At 52.1% G+C, this 19,209-nt stretch carries 23 protein-coding genes and 1 pseudogene; 4 read left to right on the forward strand and 20 right to left on the reverse strand.

Annotation, left to right across the window (positions count from 1 at the left end; translation table 11 throughout):
* On the forward strand, window positions 1–284 hold a 284-nt coding region (locus C162_RS36955), incomplete at its 5' end, for a hypothetical protein (RefSeq protein WP_235218464.1).
* A 152-nt stretch (window positions 285–436) separates the two neighbouring features.
* Here the strand turns inward: C162_RS36955 and C162_RS36385 are convergent.
* On the reverse strand, window positions 437–1,312 hold the full coding sequence (locus C162_RS36385) for a nucleotidyltransferase-like protein (RefSeq protein WP_036696296.1): 876 nt from the start codon (window positions 1,310–1,312) through the stop codon (window positions 437–439).
* Between the two features lie 128 nt (window positions 1,313–1,440).
* On the opposite strand from C162_RS36385, the gene C162_RS18390 reads away from it, so the two are divergent.
* Window positions 1,441–1,806 (forward strand): DUF2614 family zinc ribbon-containing protein, encoded by a 366-nt coding sequence (locus C162_RS18390; RefSeq protein WP_036696297.1) that lies wholly within the window; start codon window positions 1,441–1,443, stop codon window positions 1,804–1,806.
* 126 nt (window positions 1,807–1,932) lie between these two features.
* Here C162_RS18390 and C162_RS18395 read toward each other — a convergent pair whose 3' ends face one another.
* From C162_RS18395 to C162_RS18480, 18 genes are all read right to left on the reverse strand, one after another.
* Window positions 1,933–3,654: a glycosyl hydrolase family 18 protein gene (locus C162_RS18395; RefSeq protein WP_036696299.1), complete on the reverse strand. Its 1,722-nt coding sequence runs from the start codon at window positions 3,652–3,654 to the stop codon at window positions 1,933–1,935.
* A gap of 194 nt (window positions 3,655–3,848) precedes the next feature.
* Window positions 3,849–4,280, reverse strand: coding sequence for a Fur family transcriptional regulator (locus C162_RS18400; protein ID WP_036696300.1), 432 nt, complete (start codon window positions 4,278–4,280; stop codon window positions 3,849–3,851).
* Between the two features lie 125 nt (window positions 4,281–4,405).
* Window positions 4,406–6,331 (reverse strand): DUF4097 family beta strand repeat-containing protein, encoded by a 1,926-nt coding sequence (locus tag C162_RS18405; RefSeq protein WP_235218465.1) that lies wholly within the window; start codon window positions 6,329–6,331, stop codon window positions 4,406–4,408.
* A 37-nt stretch (window positions 6,332–6,368) separates the two neighbouring features.
* Window positions 6,369–6,842 carry a GNAT family N-acetyltransferase gene (locus tag C162_RS18410; protein ID WP_036696303.1) on the reverse strand — a complete coding sequence of 158 codons (474 nt, stop codon included), beginning with the start codon at window positions 6,840–6,842 and terminating at the stop codon, window positions 6,369–6,371.
* Window positions 6,843–6,931: 89 nt separating this feature from the next.
* Window positions 6,932–8,377: an Asp-tRNA(Asn)/Glu-tRNA(Gln) amidotransferase subunit GatB gene (gene gatB / locus C162_RS18415; RefSeq protein ID WP_036696305.1), complete on the reverse strand. Its 1,446-nt coding sequence runs from the start codon at window positions 8,375–8,377 to the stop codon at window positions 6,932–6,934.
* Window positions 8,378–8,408: 31 nt separating this feature from the next.
* Window positions 8,409–9,866, reverse strand: a complete 1,458-nt coding sequence (gene gatA / locus C162_RS18420; protein ID WP_036696306.1) for an Asp-tRNA(Asn)/Glu-tRNA(Gln) amidotransferase subunit GatA — start codon at window positions 9,864–9,866, stop codon at window positions 8,409–8,411.
* Between the two features lie 26 nt (window positions 9,867–9,892).
* Window positions 9,893–10,180 carry an Asp-tRNA(Asn)/Glu-tRNA(Gln) amidotransferase subunit GatC gene (gatC, locus tag C162_RS18425; RefSeq protein ID WP_036696307.1) on the reverse strand — a complete coding sequence of 96 codons (288 nt, stop codon included), beginning with the start codon at window positions 10,178–10,180 and terminating at the stop codon, window positions 9,893–9,895.
* Window positions 10,181–10,667: 487 nt separating this feature from the next.
* Window positions 10,668–11,051, reverse strand: a complete 384-nt coding sequence (locus C162_RS18430; RefSeq protein WP_036696310.1) for a hypothetical protein — start codon at window positions 11,049–11,051, stop codon at window positions 10,668–10,670.
* 158 nt (window positions 11,052–11,209) lie between these two features.
* On the reverse strand, window positions 11,210–11,983 hold the full coding sequence (locus C162_RS18435) for an ABC transporter permease subunit (RefSeq protein ID WP_036696311.1): 774 nt from the start codon (window positions 11,981–11,983) through the stop codon (window positions 11,210–11,212).
* Window positions 11,980–12,891 carry an ABC transporter ATP-binding protein gene (locus tag C162_RS18440; protein ID WP_036696313.1) on the reverse strand — a complete coding sequence of 304 codons (912 nt, stop codon included), beginning with the start codon at window positions 12,889–12,891 and terminating at the stop codon, window positions 11,980–11,982. The genes C162_RS18435 and C162_RS18440 overlap by 4 nt, the downstream gene beginning before the upstream one ends.
* Complete coding sequence (locus tag C162_RS18445) at window positions 12,891–13,082, reverse strand: PLD nuclease N-terminal domain-containing protein (protein ID WP_036696316.1); 192 nt, start codon at window positions 13,080–13,082, stop codon at window positions 12,891–12,893. Before C162_RS18445 ends, C162_RS18440 begins: the two co-directional genes overlap by 1 nt.
* A gap of 40 nt (window positions 13,083–13,122) precedes the next feature.
* A complete protein-coding gene (locus tag C162_RS18450) occupies window positions 13,123–13,350 on the reverse strand; it encodes a hypothetical protein (RefSeq protein WP_036696318.1) in 228 nt (75 codons plus the stop codon).
* A gap of 2 nt (window positions 13,351–13,352) precedes the next feature.
* A complete protein-coding gene (locus C162_RS18455; RefSeq protein ID WP_036696320.1) occupies window positions 13,353–13,673 on the reverse strand; it encodes a YxlC family protein in 321 nt (106 codons plus the stop codon).
* Entirely contained in the window at window positions 13,663–14,205 is a 543-nt protein-coding gene (sigY, locus tag C162_RS18460; RefSeq protein WP_036696322.1) for an RNA polymerase sigma factor SigY, read from the reverse strand. Before sigY ends, C162_RS18455 begins: the two co-directional genes overlap by 11 nt.
* Before the next feature lie 58 nt (window positions 14,206–14,263).
* Window positions 14,264–14,470: a hypothetical protein gene (locus C162_RS18465; protein ID WP_036696324.1), complete on the reverse strand. Its 207-nt coding sequence runs from the start codon at window positions 14,468–14,470 to the stop codon at window positions 14,264–14,266.
* Between the two features lie 218 nt (window positions 14,471–14,688).
* Window positions 14,689–15,318 carry an MBL fold metallo-hydrolase gene (locus C162_RS18470; protein WP_036696338.1) on the reverse strand — a complete coding sequence of 210 codons (630 nt, stop codon included), beginning with the start codon at window positions 15,316–15,318 and terminating at the stop codon, window positions 14,689–14,691.
* A gap of 5 nt (window positions 15,319–15,323) precedes the next feature.
* A complete protein-coding gene (locus C162_RS18475; RefSeq protein ID WP_036696327.1) occupies window positions 15,324–15,890 on the reverse strand; it encodes a thioredoxin family protein in 567 nt (188 codons plus the stop codon).
* A complete protein-coding gene (locus tag C162_RS18480) occupies window positions 15,887–16,501 on the reverse strand; it encodes a DedA family protein (protein WP_036696330.1) in 615 nt (204 codons plus the stop codon). The genes C162_RS18475 and C162_RS18480 overlap by 4 nt, the downstream gene beginning before the upstream one ends.
* A gap of 337 nt (window positions 16,502–16,838) precedes the next feature.
* Here C162_RS18480 and C162_RS36960 point away from each other — a divergent pair.
* Together C162_RS36960 and C162_RS18490 are read left to right on the forward strand one after the other, a co-directional pair.
* A pseudogene (locus C162_RS36960) lies at window positions 16,839–17,102 on the forward strand (autorepressor SdpR family transcription factor); the annotation flags it as partial.
* A 107-nt stretch (window positions 17,103–17,209) separates the two neighbouring features.
* Window positions 17,210–17,863 (forward strand): SdpI family protein, encoded by a 654-nt coding sequence (locus tag C162_RS18490; protein ID WP_036696331.1) that lies wholly within the window; start codon window positions 17,210–17,212, stop codon window positions 17,861–17,863.
* A 143-nt stretch (window positions 17,864–18,006) separates the two neighbouring features.
* Here the strand turns inward: C162_RS18490 and C162_RS18495 are convergent.
* Window positions 18,007–19,209, reverse strand: a 1,203-nt coding sequence (locus C162_RS18495) for an O-antigen ligase family protein (protein WP_200869216.1), incomplete at its 5' end; no start/stop codon positions are given.

Genomic DNA, 19,209 nt, shown 5'->3' on the forward strand with positions numbered 1-19,209 from the left:
ATTGGTATTTAGAAAGAGCGATTGCTCATTTTGAAACATCTGACGAGAATTTACATTCTCTAATTTGGATCTCGCCGAAGCGATCTCCGATACTCACTCGTTGTTCAGTTTTCAAAGATCAAGTTCATCTTTCGTCGCTGTTTTTTGTCTCAGCAGCGACCTTTATAATATATCACAGCGCCCTCGTTTTAGTCAACCTTTTTTTAATTTTCTTTTTTCGGCTGATTTACGACTGCATTGCTGCGCATCGTTATGTCAGAGGGACGAGTTATAATTTATCATAAGAACTACACCCTAGTCAACCCTAAATATTCTGTTCCGTTCCAGCTCTTCTGCAAACCTGGACAAATAAAAAAAGAGAGTACATTTACTCTCTCCATTCTCCCGCTAATGCTATCTATATAAAGCTGTTACCGCCAGTAGGCGATTTGTGAATTTAAAGGGTATAACGAATGGCATGACCGTCTCCAGCTTCAACTGCCCAGGAGGCGATCTCCCGAATTAATGAACGGGAAACCAGCTTGCGAAGCACAAGCGGCAATTCTGCCTGGAGCGGGCTGAGCCCCGAATGCTGCAGAAGCTCCTTAATACTCCACGCCTCCTTGCGACTGCCCAGGATATGAAGCAGCATGGTACAGCAATCCTCCATTTTTGACATGAGGGCAAATTCACAGGCAAGCAGGATAAGCTCGATTCTCTGGTCCAGCGTCTCTGTGCTGATAGTCAATTCTTCATATAGCTTATGGACCGGTGAGTTCAGACTTTTCACCTGTCCCCATACTGCCGGTTCCGGGAAATACCCCGCTTCACTCACTTCAATGCGCGCCCAATGATACAAGGCAATGAGTACGCAATTATAGGCATCCATGGTACAGCCTGCTTCAATGTAACGCTTGGACTTAATATACATATGTAAAAAACGGGCGAATTCCATAAACAGCACCCGTTCTTTGAGCGGGCCCTCAAACTGAGTGAGCTGCTTGCGCATCTCTGCCAAGATCCCTTTCGGGTCCCAGAGTACCTCTCCGGATATCAGGCTGCTAAGAAGCTCGTTGTTATCCCCGGCCATTACAGCACGTTCCAATGCAGATAGACCTACATGCACCGATTGCGTCCGCTTATCACCGGCAATGCTATGGGTTATGATGCGTTCCGTCTCCTGTTCTTCGTGCAGCAGAAGAACCACCATATCAAAATCGTGCAACAGCGCACTCTGAAACGTGGCATCCCCTCTTTGCCGCCAAGCAACGGCTCCCAGAACATTCTCCTCAAATGTCTCCCCGCTTAATAGGGTCAAATTGGACAGTTCCATACTTCCCTCCATCAAATTTGGCGATTTTGCGTCCGTCAGTTATAATCTCTATACATAAGCTTATTCTACATATTCATGCCAGTTCCTCCTGAACAACCGAACTATATTTCAGTTAGGAGATCATACTCATGAAATTTAAATCGGCTAAAATCAATGCTTTTCGCACCTGGGGACTGCTTCTGACCATGCTGGGCATGGGTCTCATGATCATGGGAACCGCAGGCATTGTATTCTGGGGATCTGCCGGAAAAGTCGTCGCTGCTGTCGGTCTTGTCATTGGACTCGTCTCTATGATGGCCAGTCTGGCTATTTATTTCTGGGCGGGTATGCTCTCAACCAGTGCGGTTCAGGTGGAATGTCCAGAGTGCCATAAGCTGACCAAAATGCTGGGCAAAACTGACCGCTGTATGTTCTGCCATACCATCCTCACCATGGACGCTGCACAAGCAACCATTACTGCCGAAGAGCTTGAAACCCAGCAACTGAAACACTAATCCTCTCCATGCAGTTCTTACTGATATTATGCATTTATTAAGAGACAAGGTAATGTAAGAATAGTATTGTCTGCCAAAAAAGGTGTTGTCCACTGTAGGACAACACCTTTTTATAATGGAATCATCTTATTTAATAATTCCCTTCAATGCTTCCCATGCCTCCGGACTGGCGAAGCTCCGGTTCCAGGCTGCCACACCGCCCAGCTTCAAGGATTGGGCCAGCTCTACCCTGGCTGTGAGCGAGGTGCTGTCCTCGATCCAGATTTTGCGGAGAACATCATCTTCCTTATACTCTACGTAATTCTGTCCGGCTTCCTTATCGAAAACCGGTGTCAGCTTCTTCTCGGCGATAATTTCCTTGACCGCATTCATGCTGACGGCCTTGGAGCTTACTTTGGTCTTGCCCTTCTCGGTGGTTTCCGTCCAGATCCGCGTATAGAGCGGCACTCCCAGAATCAGTTTCTCTGACGGCACCTTATCCTCCTCGATAATCCGGTTCATAGAGGTCTTAACCCATGGTAGAGAGGCTACTGATCCTGCAACCGGACTGGCTGCCCAGTGCTCGTCGTAGGCCATTACAACCAGGAAGTCGGATACGGCGGCAAGCGCCGGGCGGTCGAGGAACAGGGACCACATCTCGCTCTTAGACTTCGGCGTCACATCAATAGAGACAATCAGATTCCGGCTCTGGGCCATTGGCTTCAGTTCCCGCATGAATTGGGTTACGTTTGGTCCATCCTTGGTATACACATTCTCGAAGTCGATATTAATCCCGTCTAAGTTATACAGGTCTGCATACTTAAGCATCTGCACAATGGCATTCATCCGATTGTCATACGTGGATAAGGCTTCAGTAGTCAAATCGGGTTCAAAGCTGTTGCTCAGCAGCCCCCATACCTCCATCCCTTGATTATGCGCCCAATCCACATAAGAGCGGTCCGCCTGGCTGCGCACATTCCCCTTCACATCAATAATGCTGAACCAGGTGGGGCTAACCACGTTAATTCCAGGCAAGGCTGCGAATTTGGCCGGATTCGGCTTGCGTTCGTACACGGCTTCCCAGAACATGTTAACCGGCTTGTCCTTCCAGCTGCGCTGCGCACGTGTAGGTGTCTCGGGCTTTTTCTCTACAGTTCGGGTACCGTCTTCAGTAATATCATCTGCCTGGGCGTAGCCCGAATAACCATTATCAAGCTGAGCGTATACCCAGTCCCTAGTATCCGTATTCCAGATCCGTACAACATCGCCAGGATTCATATCGGCAAAAATCGGTGCATGCACCGAAGGTTCACTGCGCAGGGCTTTCGTTTTCCCGCCTTCTTTACCCTTCACCTTGCCAAGCGGCACCGATTCTCCCGCAGTCATTAGCAGCACCGCACCGGTATTCGTATCCTCTTCGATCTCGAAGCCGTACAGATTCTCCAGTGTATCTGCCGGAAGATAGGTCACTTTATCTTTAACCTCGGGAGCAAGGCGAAGCTGCAGAGGTTCATTGTTCAGAGCTGCGTCCTTGGATTCCTCCTGCATGTACAACAGACTGCTGTCCGTTGAGAGGATAACTGATTTGCTCTCTTTTTCATAACGGATAGAAGGATCTACATATTCCTGCAAAAAAGGCAGCGGTAAAAGCAGTCCGTCCCCCGTACCCGATGCTGAATAGCCGGTAAGCTGTCCCTTCACAAAAATCGGCTTATCCAGCCCCTTCCAGTCCGGGTCCAGATGCTGGCGGTTAGGCAGTACATAATAAACAACCCAAAAGGCTGCGGCGGCTATGATGACAAGTCCCAATAAGCGGCGAGTAAGACTTCCACGCTTCGTGACGCGTCTTTGTCTCTGTCTTCTGTCCAAAATAGGTCCTCCAAACCATTCGTTGAATTTTAAAAGCAGGCAATACTTCTGTTAAGTATACGCCATGCAGGCGTGCTTGGTTGCGCGAATCTCTTGGAAGGTTTGTATTTTTGTAACAGCTTCATTATTTCTTTAATCAAAAAAGCGTGCAGAATCCGTATTCGGACTCTACACGCTTATAGGTATTATTCCATTCAGTGCTGCTTCTCGCCGCAGCCTTTGCACACACCGTACAACTCCATACGCAATCCATGAATCTTGAAGCCTGTGGCCTGTTCGGCCTGCAGCTCTACCTCATGAAGAGTGGAATAGCTGAAATCCTCAATCTTACCGCATTCCTGGCAGATAACATGATAATGATCAGATACATTGGCGTCGAAACGGCTGGAATTATCACCGTAGGTCAGCTCACGGACCATACCTGCTTCCATGAACATCTTAAGATTGTTATACACAGTTGCCACACTCATGCTCGGAAACTGAGGCTCAAGCGCCCGGTAGATGTCGTCTGCCGTAGGATGATTCATCGCTTCCATCAGATACGTTAGAATCGCATGACGCTGAGGCGTAATACGGACACCGGTTGTCTTGAGTTGCTCCAATGCATGCTGTACGCCACTACCCATCCATGCCACCGCCTTTGATTATACAACTTAATAATAATTCTAATGTAATTGTATGTCTCTGCTTTTAGCGTTGTCAATGAAGTCATTACATTATATTTATTATTATATAATAAAAATTCCTTATTTCAATATTTGCTCACATTTAAATTGCTGTTTCCGTCTACGCGCAGCTTGAATTCGCCGGTTCCGATCTGGCCGGAAAGCACTTTTTTGTCAATCACGAGTCCTGGCAGGTCTGTTACAATATCCCCGTAGCCGCTGGAGCCCTCCACCGTATAATTACCCGTCAGCGGCAGGAACAGTTCAATATCCCCCACTGCACTGTAAATATCCCAGTCTCCCCCGAAGTCCCCGGAGCGGATGCTGATCCGGCCGTTCAGGGATTCAGCATGCAGCTTGGCTCTTGCTCCGGATACCTCCACATTGCCGTTCTTCGTGGACAAATCCAGCGCTTCCCCGCTGTCATATGCCGTAATATTGCCAACCGCCGTTGACAGCTTCAGAGAGCCTCTGACGTCCCAGGCCCCCATATCGCCTCCGCTTGTCCCCAGCTCCACATTGCCCAGGACATCTCTGGCGCGCACCGCTCCGTTCAAGGTTTTACCTTTTACATTGCCGTAAATGCGGTGCAGGATCAGCTCCCCGTTCCCGGTCTCCAGCGAGATGTCGGCAATGGCTTCCACATTCTGCAGAGTAATTCCGCCATTCATCGTACGGACGTTCAGGTCGAACCGCCGGTCTTCCGGCAAGGAGATATCGAGGTTGATCCGCGGCTGGCGTTTGCCGGATTCACCATAAGCTTTACTCTGGGGTGTAATCTTGATCGTTGTTCCCTCTGTCACCTCGACAAAAGACTGGTCGGCTATGGATTCAGCCAGTACCCCGTCCAACTGGTCCACCCATACGGTTGCCGTAATCTCGATATCCTCCACAGCCGCCCGGTGAATGAGAATGTCTCCATTAATAGCGTCAATATTGACCTTGGAGGTGTTCAGTTCGACCGGAACCATCAGCGGAGCCTTCTGATAAGAGCTTCCTTCCGCTTCCCCGTAATCGACTGCCGCCACGGTCAGGTTAAGACTCACTTTGTTCCACAAATGCAGATAGTGCTCCTGCTCGGTTACGATAAACACACATGCAGCCAGTATTACCGCAGAGAACAATCCCCGCAGATCCATCCTCGCTCTTCCGGCAGCACCGTTCTGCTTCAACCGGCGGAAAAGAATATAGATCAGCAGATACTCTACTCCCCATAATACCGGAATGATTGGCCACCATTTGAGCAGCAGCATCATATAATCCGTTCCATCGCGCCAGTCCAGGAGAAGCAGGATTCCGACAGCAGCCAGCGTTACTGAGGCCGTATATCTGCCGATCCGCCGCTTCTTCCGCTCCTTGTCCTTACGCGCTATGGAGTCCCTGGCCATCTCTCTGATTCCCATAAGCAGGCCAAGGCCAATTAGCACCACGGAGGCGGCAGCACCGGCAGAGGTCTCAATGAATCCCCGAAGCCAAGGCGGCTTTTGCTGGAAAAGAAAAAGCAGTGCCCCGCCGATAAGCAGCAGGAGGCCAAAGGAAATCCCGGGCTCGCTGATCCTTACCCGGCGTCTTGAGGTTGTACTTGCACTCATGGTCTCCAGCTCTTCATGATCATGGTCTTCAGGAAAACGCAGAATCCGGTCTGCAGTCTGGAGCGCGTCAAACACATTATAGAAGTATAACACCGGGATCAGCAGCCCCAGTAAAATCAGCAGCGGTACATTAATTTGCATCCCGATAGATGAGAAATACAGCAGTGCCACAATATCCAGCACAATTAGGAAAATGACAGAAATCCCTTTGCGGAGCAGCCCGAGATAGAGATGTCCCGTGCCGGGAAGCACTGCAGCAAGCAGGCCGGCTATAAATTTACGTTTGTGCGGACGGCGCTTGGGACGGGGAGGGATGTAGGGGGCCTTCAATTCTCCGTCTGCTTCAGACAGCGGCATGCCTGCCTCGTTCTCTTCCTCCCCCACGGGAAGCTCCTCATGATTCTGATAACCGGAATTCATTCTCAGTACTCCTCCTTTCTAAAATGGGATGTACTTGTCATTTCAGCCTGCCTGCCCGTTGGAATTCCAGCAGTTCTACTCCCGGAACCACCTCTTCGGACCCGGCAGGAATGAACCCGTGCTTGGTATAGAGCGTCACTGCCGGAAGATTCAGCTTCCCTGTAGATACGATAAACTGCTCCATCTCCGCATAACGGGCAAAGATAAATTCTAATAGTCTTCCGGCCACACCTTGGCGGAAATGGTCCGGGCTGACCATCATCCGGGTAACCGTTAGCTTGCCGGGAGACTCCTCGATAACTGCAACAGCGCCCAGTAGCTCCTCCGTCTCATCGAAACAGCCATAGAAATCCTCTGTAACCCGGCTGAGCATGTCCCTCGTCTCCAGCAGCGGCGGTATGTCACGAAACCCGATGATCTCCGCCTCCAGGCGGTAGGCCTTATGCTGAAGGCTCCACAGCTCATCAAGCAGGAACTCATCCTGCAGATTCAGCTTCACGATTGTATCCATCCGTACATTCCCCTTATATACTGCACAGAGCCTGCCGTTGCCGACAAGCCCTGTGTCCAAGATTCTATGATCTATTACCCAAAAGCAGTCTATCTGTTCAGCACTTCTGCGAGCAGAGTGTTCGCAAGACCCGGGTTAGCCTTCCCTTTGCTCGCCTTCATGACCTGGCCTACAAGGAAGCCGATGGCTTTTTGCTTGCCAGCCTTGTAATCTTCGACCGATTGCGGATTGGCCGCGACCACTTCCTCAACAATTCGTTTGATCGCCCCTTCATCGCTGATCTGAACAAGGCCTTGCTCTTCCACGATTACCGCCGGCAGCTTCCCGCTCTCCAGCATTTCTTTGAATACTGTTTTGGCGATCTTGCTGCTGATGGTTCCGCCTGCGATCAGGCCGATCATCTCGCCCAGTCCCTGCGGCGTAATCTTCACCTGGGATAATTCCAGATTGTTGCTGTTCAAATATCCGAGCAGATCGCCCATCATCCAGTTGGCGACAGCCTTAGCATCCTGCGTGAAGGCAAGACTGCCCTCGAAGAAGTCCGCAAGCGGCTTGGAGGAGGTGAGCACTCCGGCATCATAGGCAGTCAGACCATACTCCTCACTGTACCGGGCCTGCCGGGCATCCGGCAGCTCAGGGATTGTGGAGCGGATCGCTTCCTTCCAGTCCTCCCCAATATGCAGCACAATCAGATCCGGGTCCGGGAAATAACGGTAATCATGGGCTTCCTCCTTGCCGCGCATGGACAAGGTCTTGCCTCCGGCTTCATCCCAGCGGCGGGTCTCCTGTACAACAGTTCCTCCGTCATCCAGAATCTCTGCCTGGCGGAACTGCTCATATTCAAGGCCACGGAGCACACCGCGGAAGGAGTTCATATTCTTCAGCTCCGCACGGATACCGAATTCTTCCTGGCCTGCCGGCCGCAGGCTGATGTTAGCATCACAACGCATGGAGCCTTCCTCCATCTTCACATCGGACACATCACAGTACTGCATAATAGCGCGGATCTTCTCCAGGTAAGCACGCGCTTCCTCCGGCGAACGCAGATCAGGCTCAGACACAATCTCAATCAGCGGCGTCCCCACACGGTTGAAGTCAACCAGTGAAGCGAAGCCTCCATCCACATGCGTCAGCTTACCCGCGTCCTCTTCCAGATGAAGACGGGTAATTCCGATCCGCTTGGTCTCGCCGTTCACTTCAATATCAATCCAGCCGCCGAGGCCGATAGGCTGATCGTATTGCGAAATCTGGTAGGCCTTCGGGGAGTCGGGGTAAAAATAGTTTTTGCGGTCGAATTTGCTGACATCGCCGATCGTACAGTTCAGAGCCATTGCCGCTTTCATCGCATACTCCACCGCTTGGCGGTTCAGCACCGGGAGTACACCGGGGTGACCGAGACAGACCGGACAGGTGTGCGTATTAGGCGGCGCGCCGAATTCAGTGGAGCAGCCGCAGAAGATTTTGGACTTGGTATGAAGCTCCACATGAACTTCCAGCCCGATGACCGTTTCATATTTAGACATAGATAATCTCATCCCTTAAAAGTTTATGGTCAACTACTTCAAGCTACAGTTGCGGACGGGCCTTGTGATGCTCTGTATGTTGTTCAAAGGCATGCGCAACGCGCAGTACCGTACTCTCATCAAACTCCTTGCCGATAATCTGCAGGCCGACAGGCAGGCCTTCCGCGAAGCCGCAAGGGATGCTGATGGCAGGAATACCGGCCAGGCTGACAGGAATGGTAAGGATATCATTCAGATACATGGTCAGCGGATCTTCGGTCTGCGAACCCAGCTTGAAGGCTGTGGTTGGCGCAGTCGGCCCGATGACAACATCATACTTGCGGAATACTTCGTCGAAATCCTGCTTAATCAAGGTACGGACCTTCTGCGCCTTCAAATAATAGGCATCATAATATCCGGAGCTGAGCGCATAGGTGCCGAGCATGATCCGGCGTTTGACTTCAGGGCCGAAGCCCTGGCTGCGGGAATTATGGTACAAATCCAGTAATCCGCCCCCATCATCCACACGCACTCCATAACGGACACCGTCAAAACGGGCCAGGTTGGAGGAAGCCTCCGAGGAGGAGAGCAGATAATAAGCAGCTACAGCGTATTCCGTATGCGGAAGGGAAACCTCTTCCCATATGGCGCCAAGGCCTTCCAGCACTTTAAGCGCTGCGAGCACCGATTCACGGACCTGGGCATCCACACCTTCACCCAGGTATTCCTTAGGTACGGCAATTCGCAGACCCGAGATGTCACCGGTCAGCGAGCTCAGATAATCAGGTATGTTAACCTTAGCTGAAGTGGAATCCTGGGCATCGTAACCGGCAATTGCCTGCAGGACGTATGCGGAATCCTCCACGGTACGGGTAATCGGACCGATCTGATCCAAGGAGGAAGCAAAAGCGACCAGGCCATAACGGGAGACCAGGCCATACGTAGGCTTGAGGCCGACTACCCCGCAATAGGAGGCTGGCTGGCGAATCGAACCGCCAGTGTCTGAGCCGAGGGTGAAGAAGACTTCCCCGGCTGCAACCGCTGCTGCCGAACCGCCGCTCGAACCGCCTGGAACACGCTCCAGATCCCATGGATTGCGAACAGCGCCGAAGCTGGAATTCTCATTGGACCCGCCCATGGCGAACTCGTCCATGTTCAGCTTGCCCATAGTGACGGCATCGGCCTGACGCAGCTTGTTGACTACTGTCGCATCATAGACCGGCTGGAAATTGGTGAGAAACTGGCTGGCACAGGTGGTGCGCAGACCTTGGGTCACAATATTATCCTTAATACCGGCAGGCAGTCCGAAGAGCAGACCGCGGGAAGCACCGGATGCCAGCTTGTCATCAAGCTCGCGCGCCTTAGCGCGGGCTCCCTCTTCATTCAGTGTCAAAAAGGCATGAACCTTGCTGTCACGCTCCGCAATGACGGACAGCGAATCTTCGGTCAGCTCACTGACCGAGACCGCTTTGGTGTTCAGCATGTTATGTACTTCGGGTAATCGGTATTGAAACAGGCTCAACTTGCTTCCTCCTCTCAGGTATGGGGTTATTCCAGAACAGCGGGAACCTTGAAATGTCCTTCTTCGTCTTCCGGTGCGTTAAGCAGCGCTTCCTCTTGGGTCAAGCTCTCCTTCTCCACATCGTCACGCATTACATTGCTTACCTGCAGCACATGGGTGGTCGGCGGAACATTCTCGGTATCCAGCTCATTCAGCTTCTCGGCATATTGTAAAATAGCATTCATTTGTTCGGTGAAGGTAGCCTCTTCTTCCGGGCTTAATTGCAGGCGGGCCAGCTTGGCCACATGCTGCACATCTTTGACGGTGATGCTCATAATGGATATCCCTCCTGTTTAAAGGGCTAAAGCGCCCGGATAACGTTTTTAATTATAGGGTAGACGGCCTTACAATTCAATGCGCTTGTCGATTGAGGGGATATATGGGGAGTAAGTATGTAGAATTCCCGTGCTGGCGGAGCGGCACTCCGGATTGTTGTATGTTGGGCAGGTTTAATGAGAATTAGCAGATCGAATACGAGATTGTTGTATGTTGTACATGATTAATGCAACTTTGGTGCTTGAATACCCAGATTGTTGTACGGTATACAGAATTCCTTCAGGTTAACAGACTAAACTCACCAGAAGGTTGTATTTCGTGCAGGATTTGCAAAGACTGACGGGTTGTAGGGCAACAATATTGTACTTTGTGCAGGATATATGGCGGGATGGCGGGATGGCGGTTGGCAGAGGATGGATTTCCGGGGTTAGAGTTTTGAGGTAGGATCGTATAAAGACAAAAAAGCCGGCATTCGCCGGCTCTTACTTAAATCCAAGCGCGAAGATTCACCTGCTTGATGAAATCCGCCTGGGACAAACTTTCTGGGGATGTTGTCTCTATCTCTTCCGCTTCAACTTCCTCGCCGTTCATCAGGTGATGAAACAGCTTCTCGTTGTACGTTGACAATGCATAATCTATCAGCGCTTCGTGCGTGGCTCTCTCAGCTTCTGCTACCAGCAATTGTTCCTCGGCCTCAATATCCTCTGCCGTAACATAGAAATTCCGGTTAGCTTCGGGAACACGAATGACATAATCAAACGCATTATCAGGATTGCGGTCGTAAGCAATCAGGTAGCCATAGTCTCCGATAGGAAGACTCTGCTCAAAAGCGTCTGCGACAATGACAATCTTCTCTCCTAAACGCAGCATCATCCTACCTCCTGACCAAAATCTATCATGGTTCTGCTTGTTTCAACAGTCTACTAAAAAAAGATAGAGCTGTCCAGCAGCAGGATGATGGTACGATGAATTTCCGCAGAAAATACTCTGAAAATTCATGAAAGATCGCTTTCTTATCGTAAAGCTTGCTAGACTGGCAATTTATTCCTTGCAGCCAGCAGTGAGGCACCGGCAATACAAATCATAATCAAGAGTACTGCGGAGACAATCGGTGCCAAGCTCACTCCGGTACCTCCATCTGCAAGTACACCGGCAGACATTCCCGGCAGAGCAGCAGGCATCCAGTTCAGCTTAACTGGCAACAGGCCATGGACGAGACTCATGACCGCTGCCAACAAGAGAGACAGGCCGGCAGCAGCAGGCCCGCGCAGCCAGGCACTAAAGAGCAGCGTAAGCGACACCGCACAGAGCAGCCACAGCGCATACAGTCCAGACGCTGCAATCACGTCCTGCCAGGATAAAGCCCCCATAAGCTGTACTGTATAATAAGCCGCTCCCGCTGCCCCCAGCCCCATTGCAATAACCAGTACCGTGAAGTTCGCGGTCCATTTGGCTGCAACAACGGATATAGAGGAGACCGGCTTCGCCATTAACAGTTCGGAGGTGCCGCTGCTGCGCTCTCCTGCCAGACTGTTCATCGTTCCCAGCACCAGAATCAGCATACCAATTGTTCCATACTGGCCCAAGGCCTGAGCCATTACAGAGGACGCGGCCGGTCTCTCCATATTCTCCATCAATCCAGCAGGGACATTGGAAGAGAACGCCAGGATATCCGCCATATAAAAGCTGATCAGCGGCTGCATAATTCCCAGAACAATAAACACCACGGGAACCCATATCAGCTTATAGCTGCGCACATTCTCCAGCATCTCCTTCAAATATAGAGCCCAAAGCTTCCTCATGTTCCCACCACCTTCATGAACAGGTCCTCCAGTGTCGATGAGCCTGCTTCAAATTGCAGCAGCGGAATATCCAGCTCTACGGCTTCCTGTAATAGCGTCCGGCGGGCAAGCCCTACATCCGTGACGTTGAACACGGCCTTGCCATCCGAAATAAGCGCTTCTTCAATAAAATCCCTGTGTCTAAGCCCTTCTAGCCAGCGGATAGCCGAAGCTTCCTTCCCTGTAGTGAGCCGGATTACCGGCAGACTGTATTCTGCGCGGAGACTGGACAAGGTTCCTTGAACGGCTATGGTCCCCTGGTTCATCAATACGACATCATCGCATATCTCTTCCGCATCATGCAGCACATGCGTGGAGAAAATAACGGTTGTCTGCTCCCGGATGTCCCTAAGCAGCTCCATGACTTCCCGGCGTCCGATAGGATCAAGCGCGGAGACCGGCTCATCCAGCAGAAGCAGACGCGGGCGGTGTACCAGGGCCTGGGCCAGCCCCAAGCGCTGCTTCATCCCCCCCGAATATCCGCCAATCCGCCGCCGTGCCGCAGAGCCTAGTCCCACACGCTCCAGCACAACGCCCGATGCCGCTGCAGCCTCCCGTGCATTCATTCCGCTCATCTTGGCGGCAAATAAGATATATTCGTGCCCGCTCATCCAATTGTAAAAAGCCGGGGCTTGCGGCAGATAGCCCAGTTGCCGGCGGTAATCCGTCCCCGGAGCCCCGTCAAAAGTGATCGTTCCCGCAGTCTGCGGCAGAAGGCCGGCAAGCATGCGCAGCGTTGTAGTCTTCCCGGCTCCATTGGGTCCGAGCAGCGCGACACAGCGTCCTGCTTCAATTCCAAAGCTGATGCCATTCACTGAGGGATGCCCCTTAAAGCTCTTGTGAAGATCCTTAACCTCTAGCAGCGGCATCAGAACTCTTTCCTTCCCAGTGTGAAATAAGCCACACTGCCCAGCAGGTTGCCAAAAATCAAGAATAGAACCCACATCCATTTCGGTCCGCGTACCTGCTCTGTCTTGCTCAGAGAAATCAGACCGATGATTGCCAGTATTACCTGCAACGCAAGCAGCGGCCCAATCAATCCCCAATTCAAATCATTCATAGCCATATCCTCCTTATCTCCCGGGCAATCAGCTATTGTCTCAGCGGCTCCTTCCGGCCTTCCGTTTGCGCTTATCTGGAAGAACTACAAACAGCAGGTAAAATACTGCCGGTGAGGGTACAACGGTAAGTCCCCAGATTCCCCAGAACCAGGCCTTCATTCCCTGACCTCTGTTCCTGGCATCACGGAACAGCCAGGTTCCCTGCAGCAGCAGCACAGCTGCAAGAATCATCCAAAACCAAATAGGTATCTCCTGCAGCTCCTTCACGCTTATGATTCCTCCCGCCCGTGTCTGATCCGCGCTGCTCCCAAGCTGCCAAGTGCGCTCAGAATGAACACTGCCTGCAGACTCCAATACAGCACCGGCGCTGTGCTTAGAATAGAAATCACTATGGTAACCAGCACAAGAGCCACTAGAATGAATAGCAGCAGTTCCTTACGGCGCCGCTTCCTCCGGCGGACAGCTTCCCCGGCAATAAGCTGCTCCAGCTCCGGCAAGGAAGGCGGAGTAACATCGGCATACAGCATATCCAGATGATCCAGCTCCGCGGACAGCTTACCCAGCAGCTCCTCGTCACTCTTAAACCTCATCCTCATTCAGCTCCTTTCGCAGTTGACCCAGTCCGGCAGCTACCCGTGATTTGACCGTTCCGGAAGGGATCTCCAGCATCTCCCCGATCTCATCATAGCTGTACCCGTAATAATGCTTCAGCAGCACAGCCATTCTGTGCGCAGAGGATAGACGCGACAAGGCATCGAGCACTTCACTCCACTCCATATTCCGGCTCTCAAAGCTCCAGCGTAAACTGCGGTTCCCCTGCTCCTGCATCTGTCTCTCCCGCCACTGTGCCTCCCGGCTCCAGCGCCGCTTACGGTCAATGTACAACCGGCTGCCAATGGTAATCAGCCATGAAGAGAATGCCGAGGTCCCGTTGTAAGTCCCGATCTTCTCCATGCATCTGACCATTGTGTCCTGAGCAATCTCTTCCGCAAGCAACGGGTCAAGTGTCGCTTTGATCAGATACTTGTACAGGAAGGGATAATGCTCACGCAGCAGCACGGCCAGTGCAGCAGCGTCACCCCGCTGTGCCTGGCTGATCATCTCCAGCGTCCTGTCGCCCATAGCCCCTCCCCTTATCTCTTCTGTCACACCTGTAATACGTCTATGTAATAGTTATCGTTCATTCAGAGTCAGAATTATTCTGCAGCTCCCACAGTCTGCGTCTCCATGGCTGAATAGCCCCCTTGCCTCCGGGAAAGCTCCAGAACAACGTATATTTAGTATCACTCTTCCCGGCCGGATCATTCACTTCATTCCGCTCCGCTATCAATGAATTATTCGCTTCCAATTCCCCATAATCCAACTGGCAATGCATATTATCCTTCATTCTGCTTCCCCCTGAAAAATTCATATCTATAGGCAAAAAAAAGAACGCAAACCGGGATTATTCCACAGTCTGCGTGCTTCGCGAGGTAAATGTTACATTTAATTAACCATATTGTAACAATCTGGCCCTGGCTTGTCTACCTCTAATTTCCCGGTTTGTGTCAAATCCGGCCAGAAGATGTCGTTACAATGCAAAATCATCCCAAAAGATATACCATTCTACATCGGGACATAAGGGTTGTGAAGCTTCTCATAGCCGATTGAGGTTCGCGGACCATGTCCGGGGAACACTCTCACTTCCTCATCCAGCCGGTAGAGCTTGCCGCGGATCGAGTCAATCAGATCCCGTTCTCTGCCGCCTGGAAGATCGGTACGTCCTACTCCCATTTTGAACAAGACATCACCGGCGAACAAATCATTCCCGCATAAAAAGCTGACGCTTCCCGGCGAATGTCCCGGCGTATGCATGACACGGAAAGAAAGGCCGAGCAGCTTCAGAATTTGGCCTTCCGCCAGATCGTACTCTGCTGGATCTGTGCTGATGGGAGGCGTGGTATCAGGCCACATCAAGGAGCCGTTCAGCTTCGGGCTGCCCAGCCAATCACTCTCCAGCGGATGGATATAGACCGGGCACTTCTTGGCTTTGCGGACCTCGTCCAGCCCGGCAATATGGTCGAAATGGGCATGTGTCAGCAGAATCGCCTCAATCTCCATTCCCTCGGCGCCGCGGAGAAGACCCGCAGGATTAGCCCCCGGATCAATGATGACACCGCGCTTAGGGTCTGCCCCCGTCAGAAGATAGGCATTGGTCTGGAGTGCCCCCAGATTATAAGAACGAATATTAAGCATCGGCATTAGAATCCGGAGATCAGACTGCGCAGCTCTTTGGTGATAACTGCGTGTGATTCCGTTCCTTCTCCGTAGGCTTGCCCCATTGCTTTGCGCACTTCGGTAATTTTGCTGTCATAGTCCGCTGCTTCGCGGTCCGGGTTCTCCCGTTTGAATTCTCTCATCAGGGTCTGGACATGCTCCGGACGCGGTCCCCACTGCCCCAGTACATAACCTCCGGTATCCGCAAAAATCACGATAGGAACGGAGCGTCCGCCCATGGTCAGGAAATTGTCGATCAGCTCCTGGTTCTCTTCGAGAATCAGCACTTCCGTCTTGATGCCCGCAGTCTCCAGAATCCGGAAGACGACCGGAACATTGCGGACCACATCTCCGCACCAGTCCGCAGCCAGAATCAGCACACGCAGATCATCACGGTGATTCAGGCTCTCGAAATATTCCCGGTCACTCTCGTCTTCCCAGGCGAACTTCTCATACCAGGCTTCAAAAGCCTGCTGGTTCTTCGTCATGGCTTCCACGAACTGGCGCGGAGTCAGGCCTTGGCCAAATTTGGATGCTACATTCTGCTTCATACTGCACTACCCTTCTTTTTGGATTTGTACCACTTGAACAGGAAATACAGAATAATTACCGCAATAGCGCCAAGAAGAATCTCATGAGTGTACTTGGCTGCGACCTCATCAATGGTCTTCCACTTGTCCCCAAGCGTATACCCCAGATAGACAAACAACGCGCTCCACGGAATGACTGCAAGGGTTGTCAGCATAGTGAATTTGCCCAGCGGCATGCGGGAAATACCGGCCGGAACGGAGATGGCATGACGGACAACCGGGATAAAGCGGGCTGTAAATATCACACCGGTCCCATACTTTTGAAACCATTCTTCGGAGTGGTCAATATGCTTTTTGGAGATAAAAATGTACTTGCCGTACTTCTCCAGCACAGGCCTGCCGCCATAACGGCCAATCCAATAAACAAAGATCTGGGCGATGACTCCCCCGACGGTACCGAACAGCACCGCACCAAAAAAGTTAATATCGCCTTGTGAAACCAAATAGCCGCCAAAAGCCAGGACAATCTCACTTGGAATGACTTCAATCATAAGGCCGATCATAATCCCGAAGTAACCCAAAGACTGAATCCATTCAAACAATTGTGAAATGACATCAGATATAAAGTGCACTGCAGGTCTCCTCCCGTATGGCGTAATAGCCTGGTATTCTGCTGGCAGAACCCATCTGCTTAACCGCTCTATGTATCCAGCTTCTCCTAGCCTATTCTAGCATATGCAGGCTTACGACTTCTACTTAAGGAATACAAGCGTAAACGGCTCTGCTGTTCTTTTAAAGAACGGTAGCGGTTCGGCGGGAAATAGAAGGATAATTTATAGCGTGAAGCATATAAATTCCTCTATTTGGAAGAAAAGCGCCTTCGCGTGAGTTTCTGCATTGACAAAGATTGGAATCGAGTCATATTATATATTTAGATAATTATTTAAATATCGAAAGGAGGATATGGAGTTGAATGAATCGTTCAAAGCGCTCGCCGACCCGACCCGGAGGCAAATTCTCCGGCTGCTGCGTGAAAAGGACCGGACGGCCGGGGAAATCGCCGATTTTTTCAATATGACGAAGCCCAGCATCTCTCACCACCTCAATGCGCTGAAGCACGCGGGGCTGGTGCAGGACGAACGTAACGGGCAATTCATCGTCTATTCGCTGGACTCCACGGTACTTGAAGAGGTGCTTGGCTGGTTCCTGGAATTGACGGGTACAGGCAAGGGAAGCAGGGACCATCAACCGGATGCTCAGACGGATGCTGGCTCAAAGGGCTCCGGGACCAAAGGAAAAAGTGAACCGCACGCTATTAAACATACGGAGGATGAACATTGATGAAGAATTTCACATGGAAGTGGCAGGATACGCTGATTGTCATTCTCGGGCTCCTCTCACTGGGCTACGCGCTGGTGAATTATGGCAAGCTGCCGGATCAGCTGCCCGCCCAATTCAGTATAACGGGCAAGGTCAATACTTACTGGAGCAAGGGTTCGGTTATTGCCTTGTTCTCTTTTTTGGGCTTGATTTTCCCGCTCGCGATGCAGTTCATACGCAATGTTGACCCTAAGGGAGAGAATTATAATAAGTTCCCGGGCGCTTACAAAATGATCCGTCTCACCGTTGCCGTCATCTGTGATGCCGCCCTTGTCCTGTCGGTCAGTTACGGGCTGGATGTGCAATTTCCTGCAGGAAAATGGGCTACTGTAAGCATAGGGCTGCTGCTGGCTGTAATCGGAAATTTCCTGCCGCAGATCAGGGATAATTATTTCACGGGAGTCCGCACGCCCTGGACGCTGCATAACCCTGCCGTATGGCGGAGAACCCACCGTTTCTCCGGAAGGATGTGGGTGACCGGCGGTCTGCTGATTGCGCTTGCGGCCTTCATGCCCGTTACGCTGTCGATCAGCATGATCATCACCGCTCTGGTAATCATGATTATTCTCCCTATTGTGCACTCATGGCTGATCTCGCGGCGTGTTAAAGCTTGAGATTAGTCGGGGGATGGGTAGGAACTGAGGCTCGGGTGAGGGGCGGCTGTGGGAAGTCCTAGGGTGAGGGTGAGACTGCGGTCATTGTGCTGCTAGGTTCACCGCAGCGGCGATCAAACCCCGAGTTCAATATGAGGCGCGTCTTATTTATTATTGGAGCTAAGTGACGCCTGGGACTGTAAATGTGTTAACTCAAGATAGATCCCTTCGCTCTGCGGAAGTAGGGTGAAGTTGCGGTCATTATGCTGTGGTCCTCTGTCCTCCTCCTTGGTGGTTAGCAGGCTGTACTGCCGCATCAGCTCTAGTCCCGCCGCCGCGCTATCCTCCGCTATACGTCTGTCTCCCTCTGCCAAGCTGCGTTCCCCCATCTCAAGCATTCCTCTTAAAGCAGCAAGCCTTCTGGCAGCATTAAAGTGATCCGTCTGTTGACTGCGGCGGACCCAGTACAGCGCTTCTCCAGGATTACCGCCCCGCAGATAACTTGCCGCAAGCTCCCCATGGAGAGCAACATCCCCTGGAGAGAATGACAGGCTTCGCAACAACAGATCAACCCCCTGCTTCTGTGGAAGCAGACGCGATAAAGCAACCGCAGCCTGAGGCTCTCTCGGATTCCATCTCAGTGATTCCTGCAGCAGCTTAATTCGTATCGCAGGATCACTCTCCCTAACCGCCTGCTTGAATAAGGCAGACCCCTTCATTGCCTCGAAGGAAAGACCGCTGCACAGAAGGGTCAGCCCGCAGAAAACGCTTATGCCTGCATAAACCCATAATCGGTGAGGCCACTTCCTTCGCTGGCAAGGACGCTTGCTGCGCTGCCAACGGGAGTCATGCAGAGCTGTAGAGTCAACCGTCCTAATAGTCAGGCTATTTGCTTCGGCAAATGCCCAAGCGGGCAACAGGAGCAGCAGCAACCAGACCAGTCCATAGCTCCAGTCGAAATCAGCTGCGCTATGCAGAATGATCACGAGCAGAGGCGGAAGCAGCCTTGGTGACGCCTTGAATACCAGCCCTCCTGCGGCCAGGAGCAGCAGGAGGACCGCAGCCAGACCCGCCATCCCGAGGTTCAGCAGGATGTCGAGGTAACCGCTGTGCACCTGGCTGCCCACGTAGGGGCGTGACTGGGCGGCAAGGTACGTATGCCGCCAGGTCTCACCCCCGCGCCCCAGCCAGGGCGCCTCTTCCGCGAGCTTCCAGGCGTCGCGGTAGAACAGTCCGCGCGCGTCGGCCGTCGGTGACGGCCCGGTGATCCGCGCGCGTACCAGCAGCAGGACGGCGCTGGCCGCCGCCGTCCAGCCCGCCGCCGCCAGTGCCAGCACGGCGGCGCGGGACCCGCCCGCCGCATGGCA

The sequence above is a fragment of the Paenibacillus sp. FSL R7-269 genome (assembly GCF_000517865.1).
Taxonomy (GTDB): domain Bacteria; phylum Bacillota; class Bacilli; order Paenibacillales; family Paenibacillaceae; genus Paenibacillus_AQ.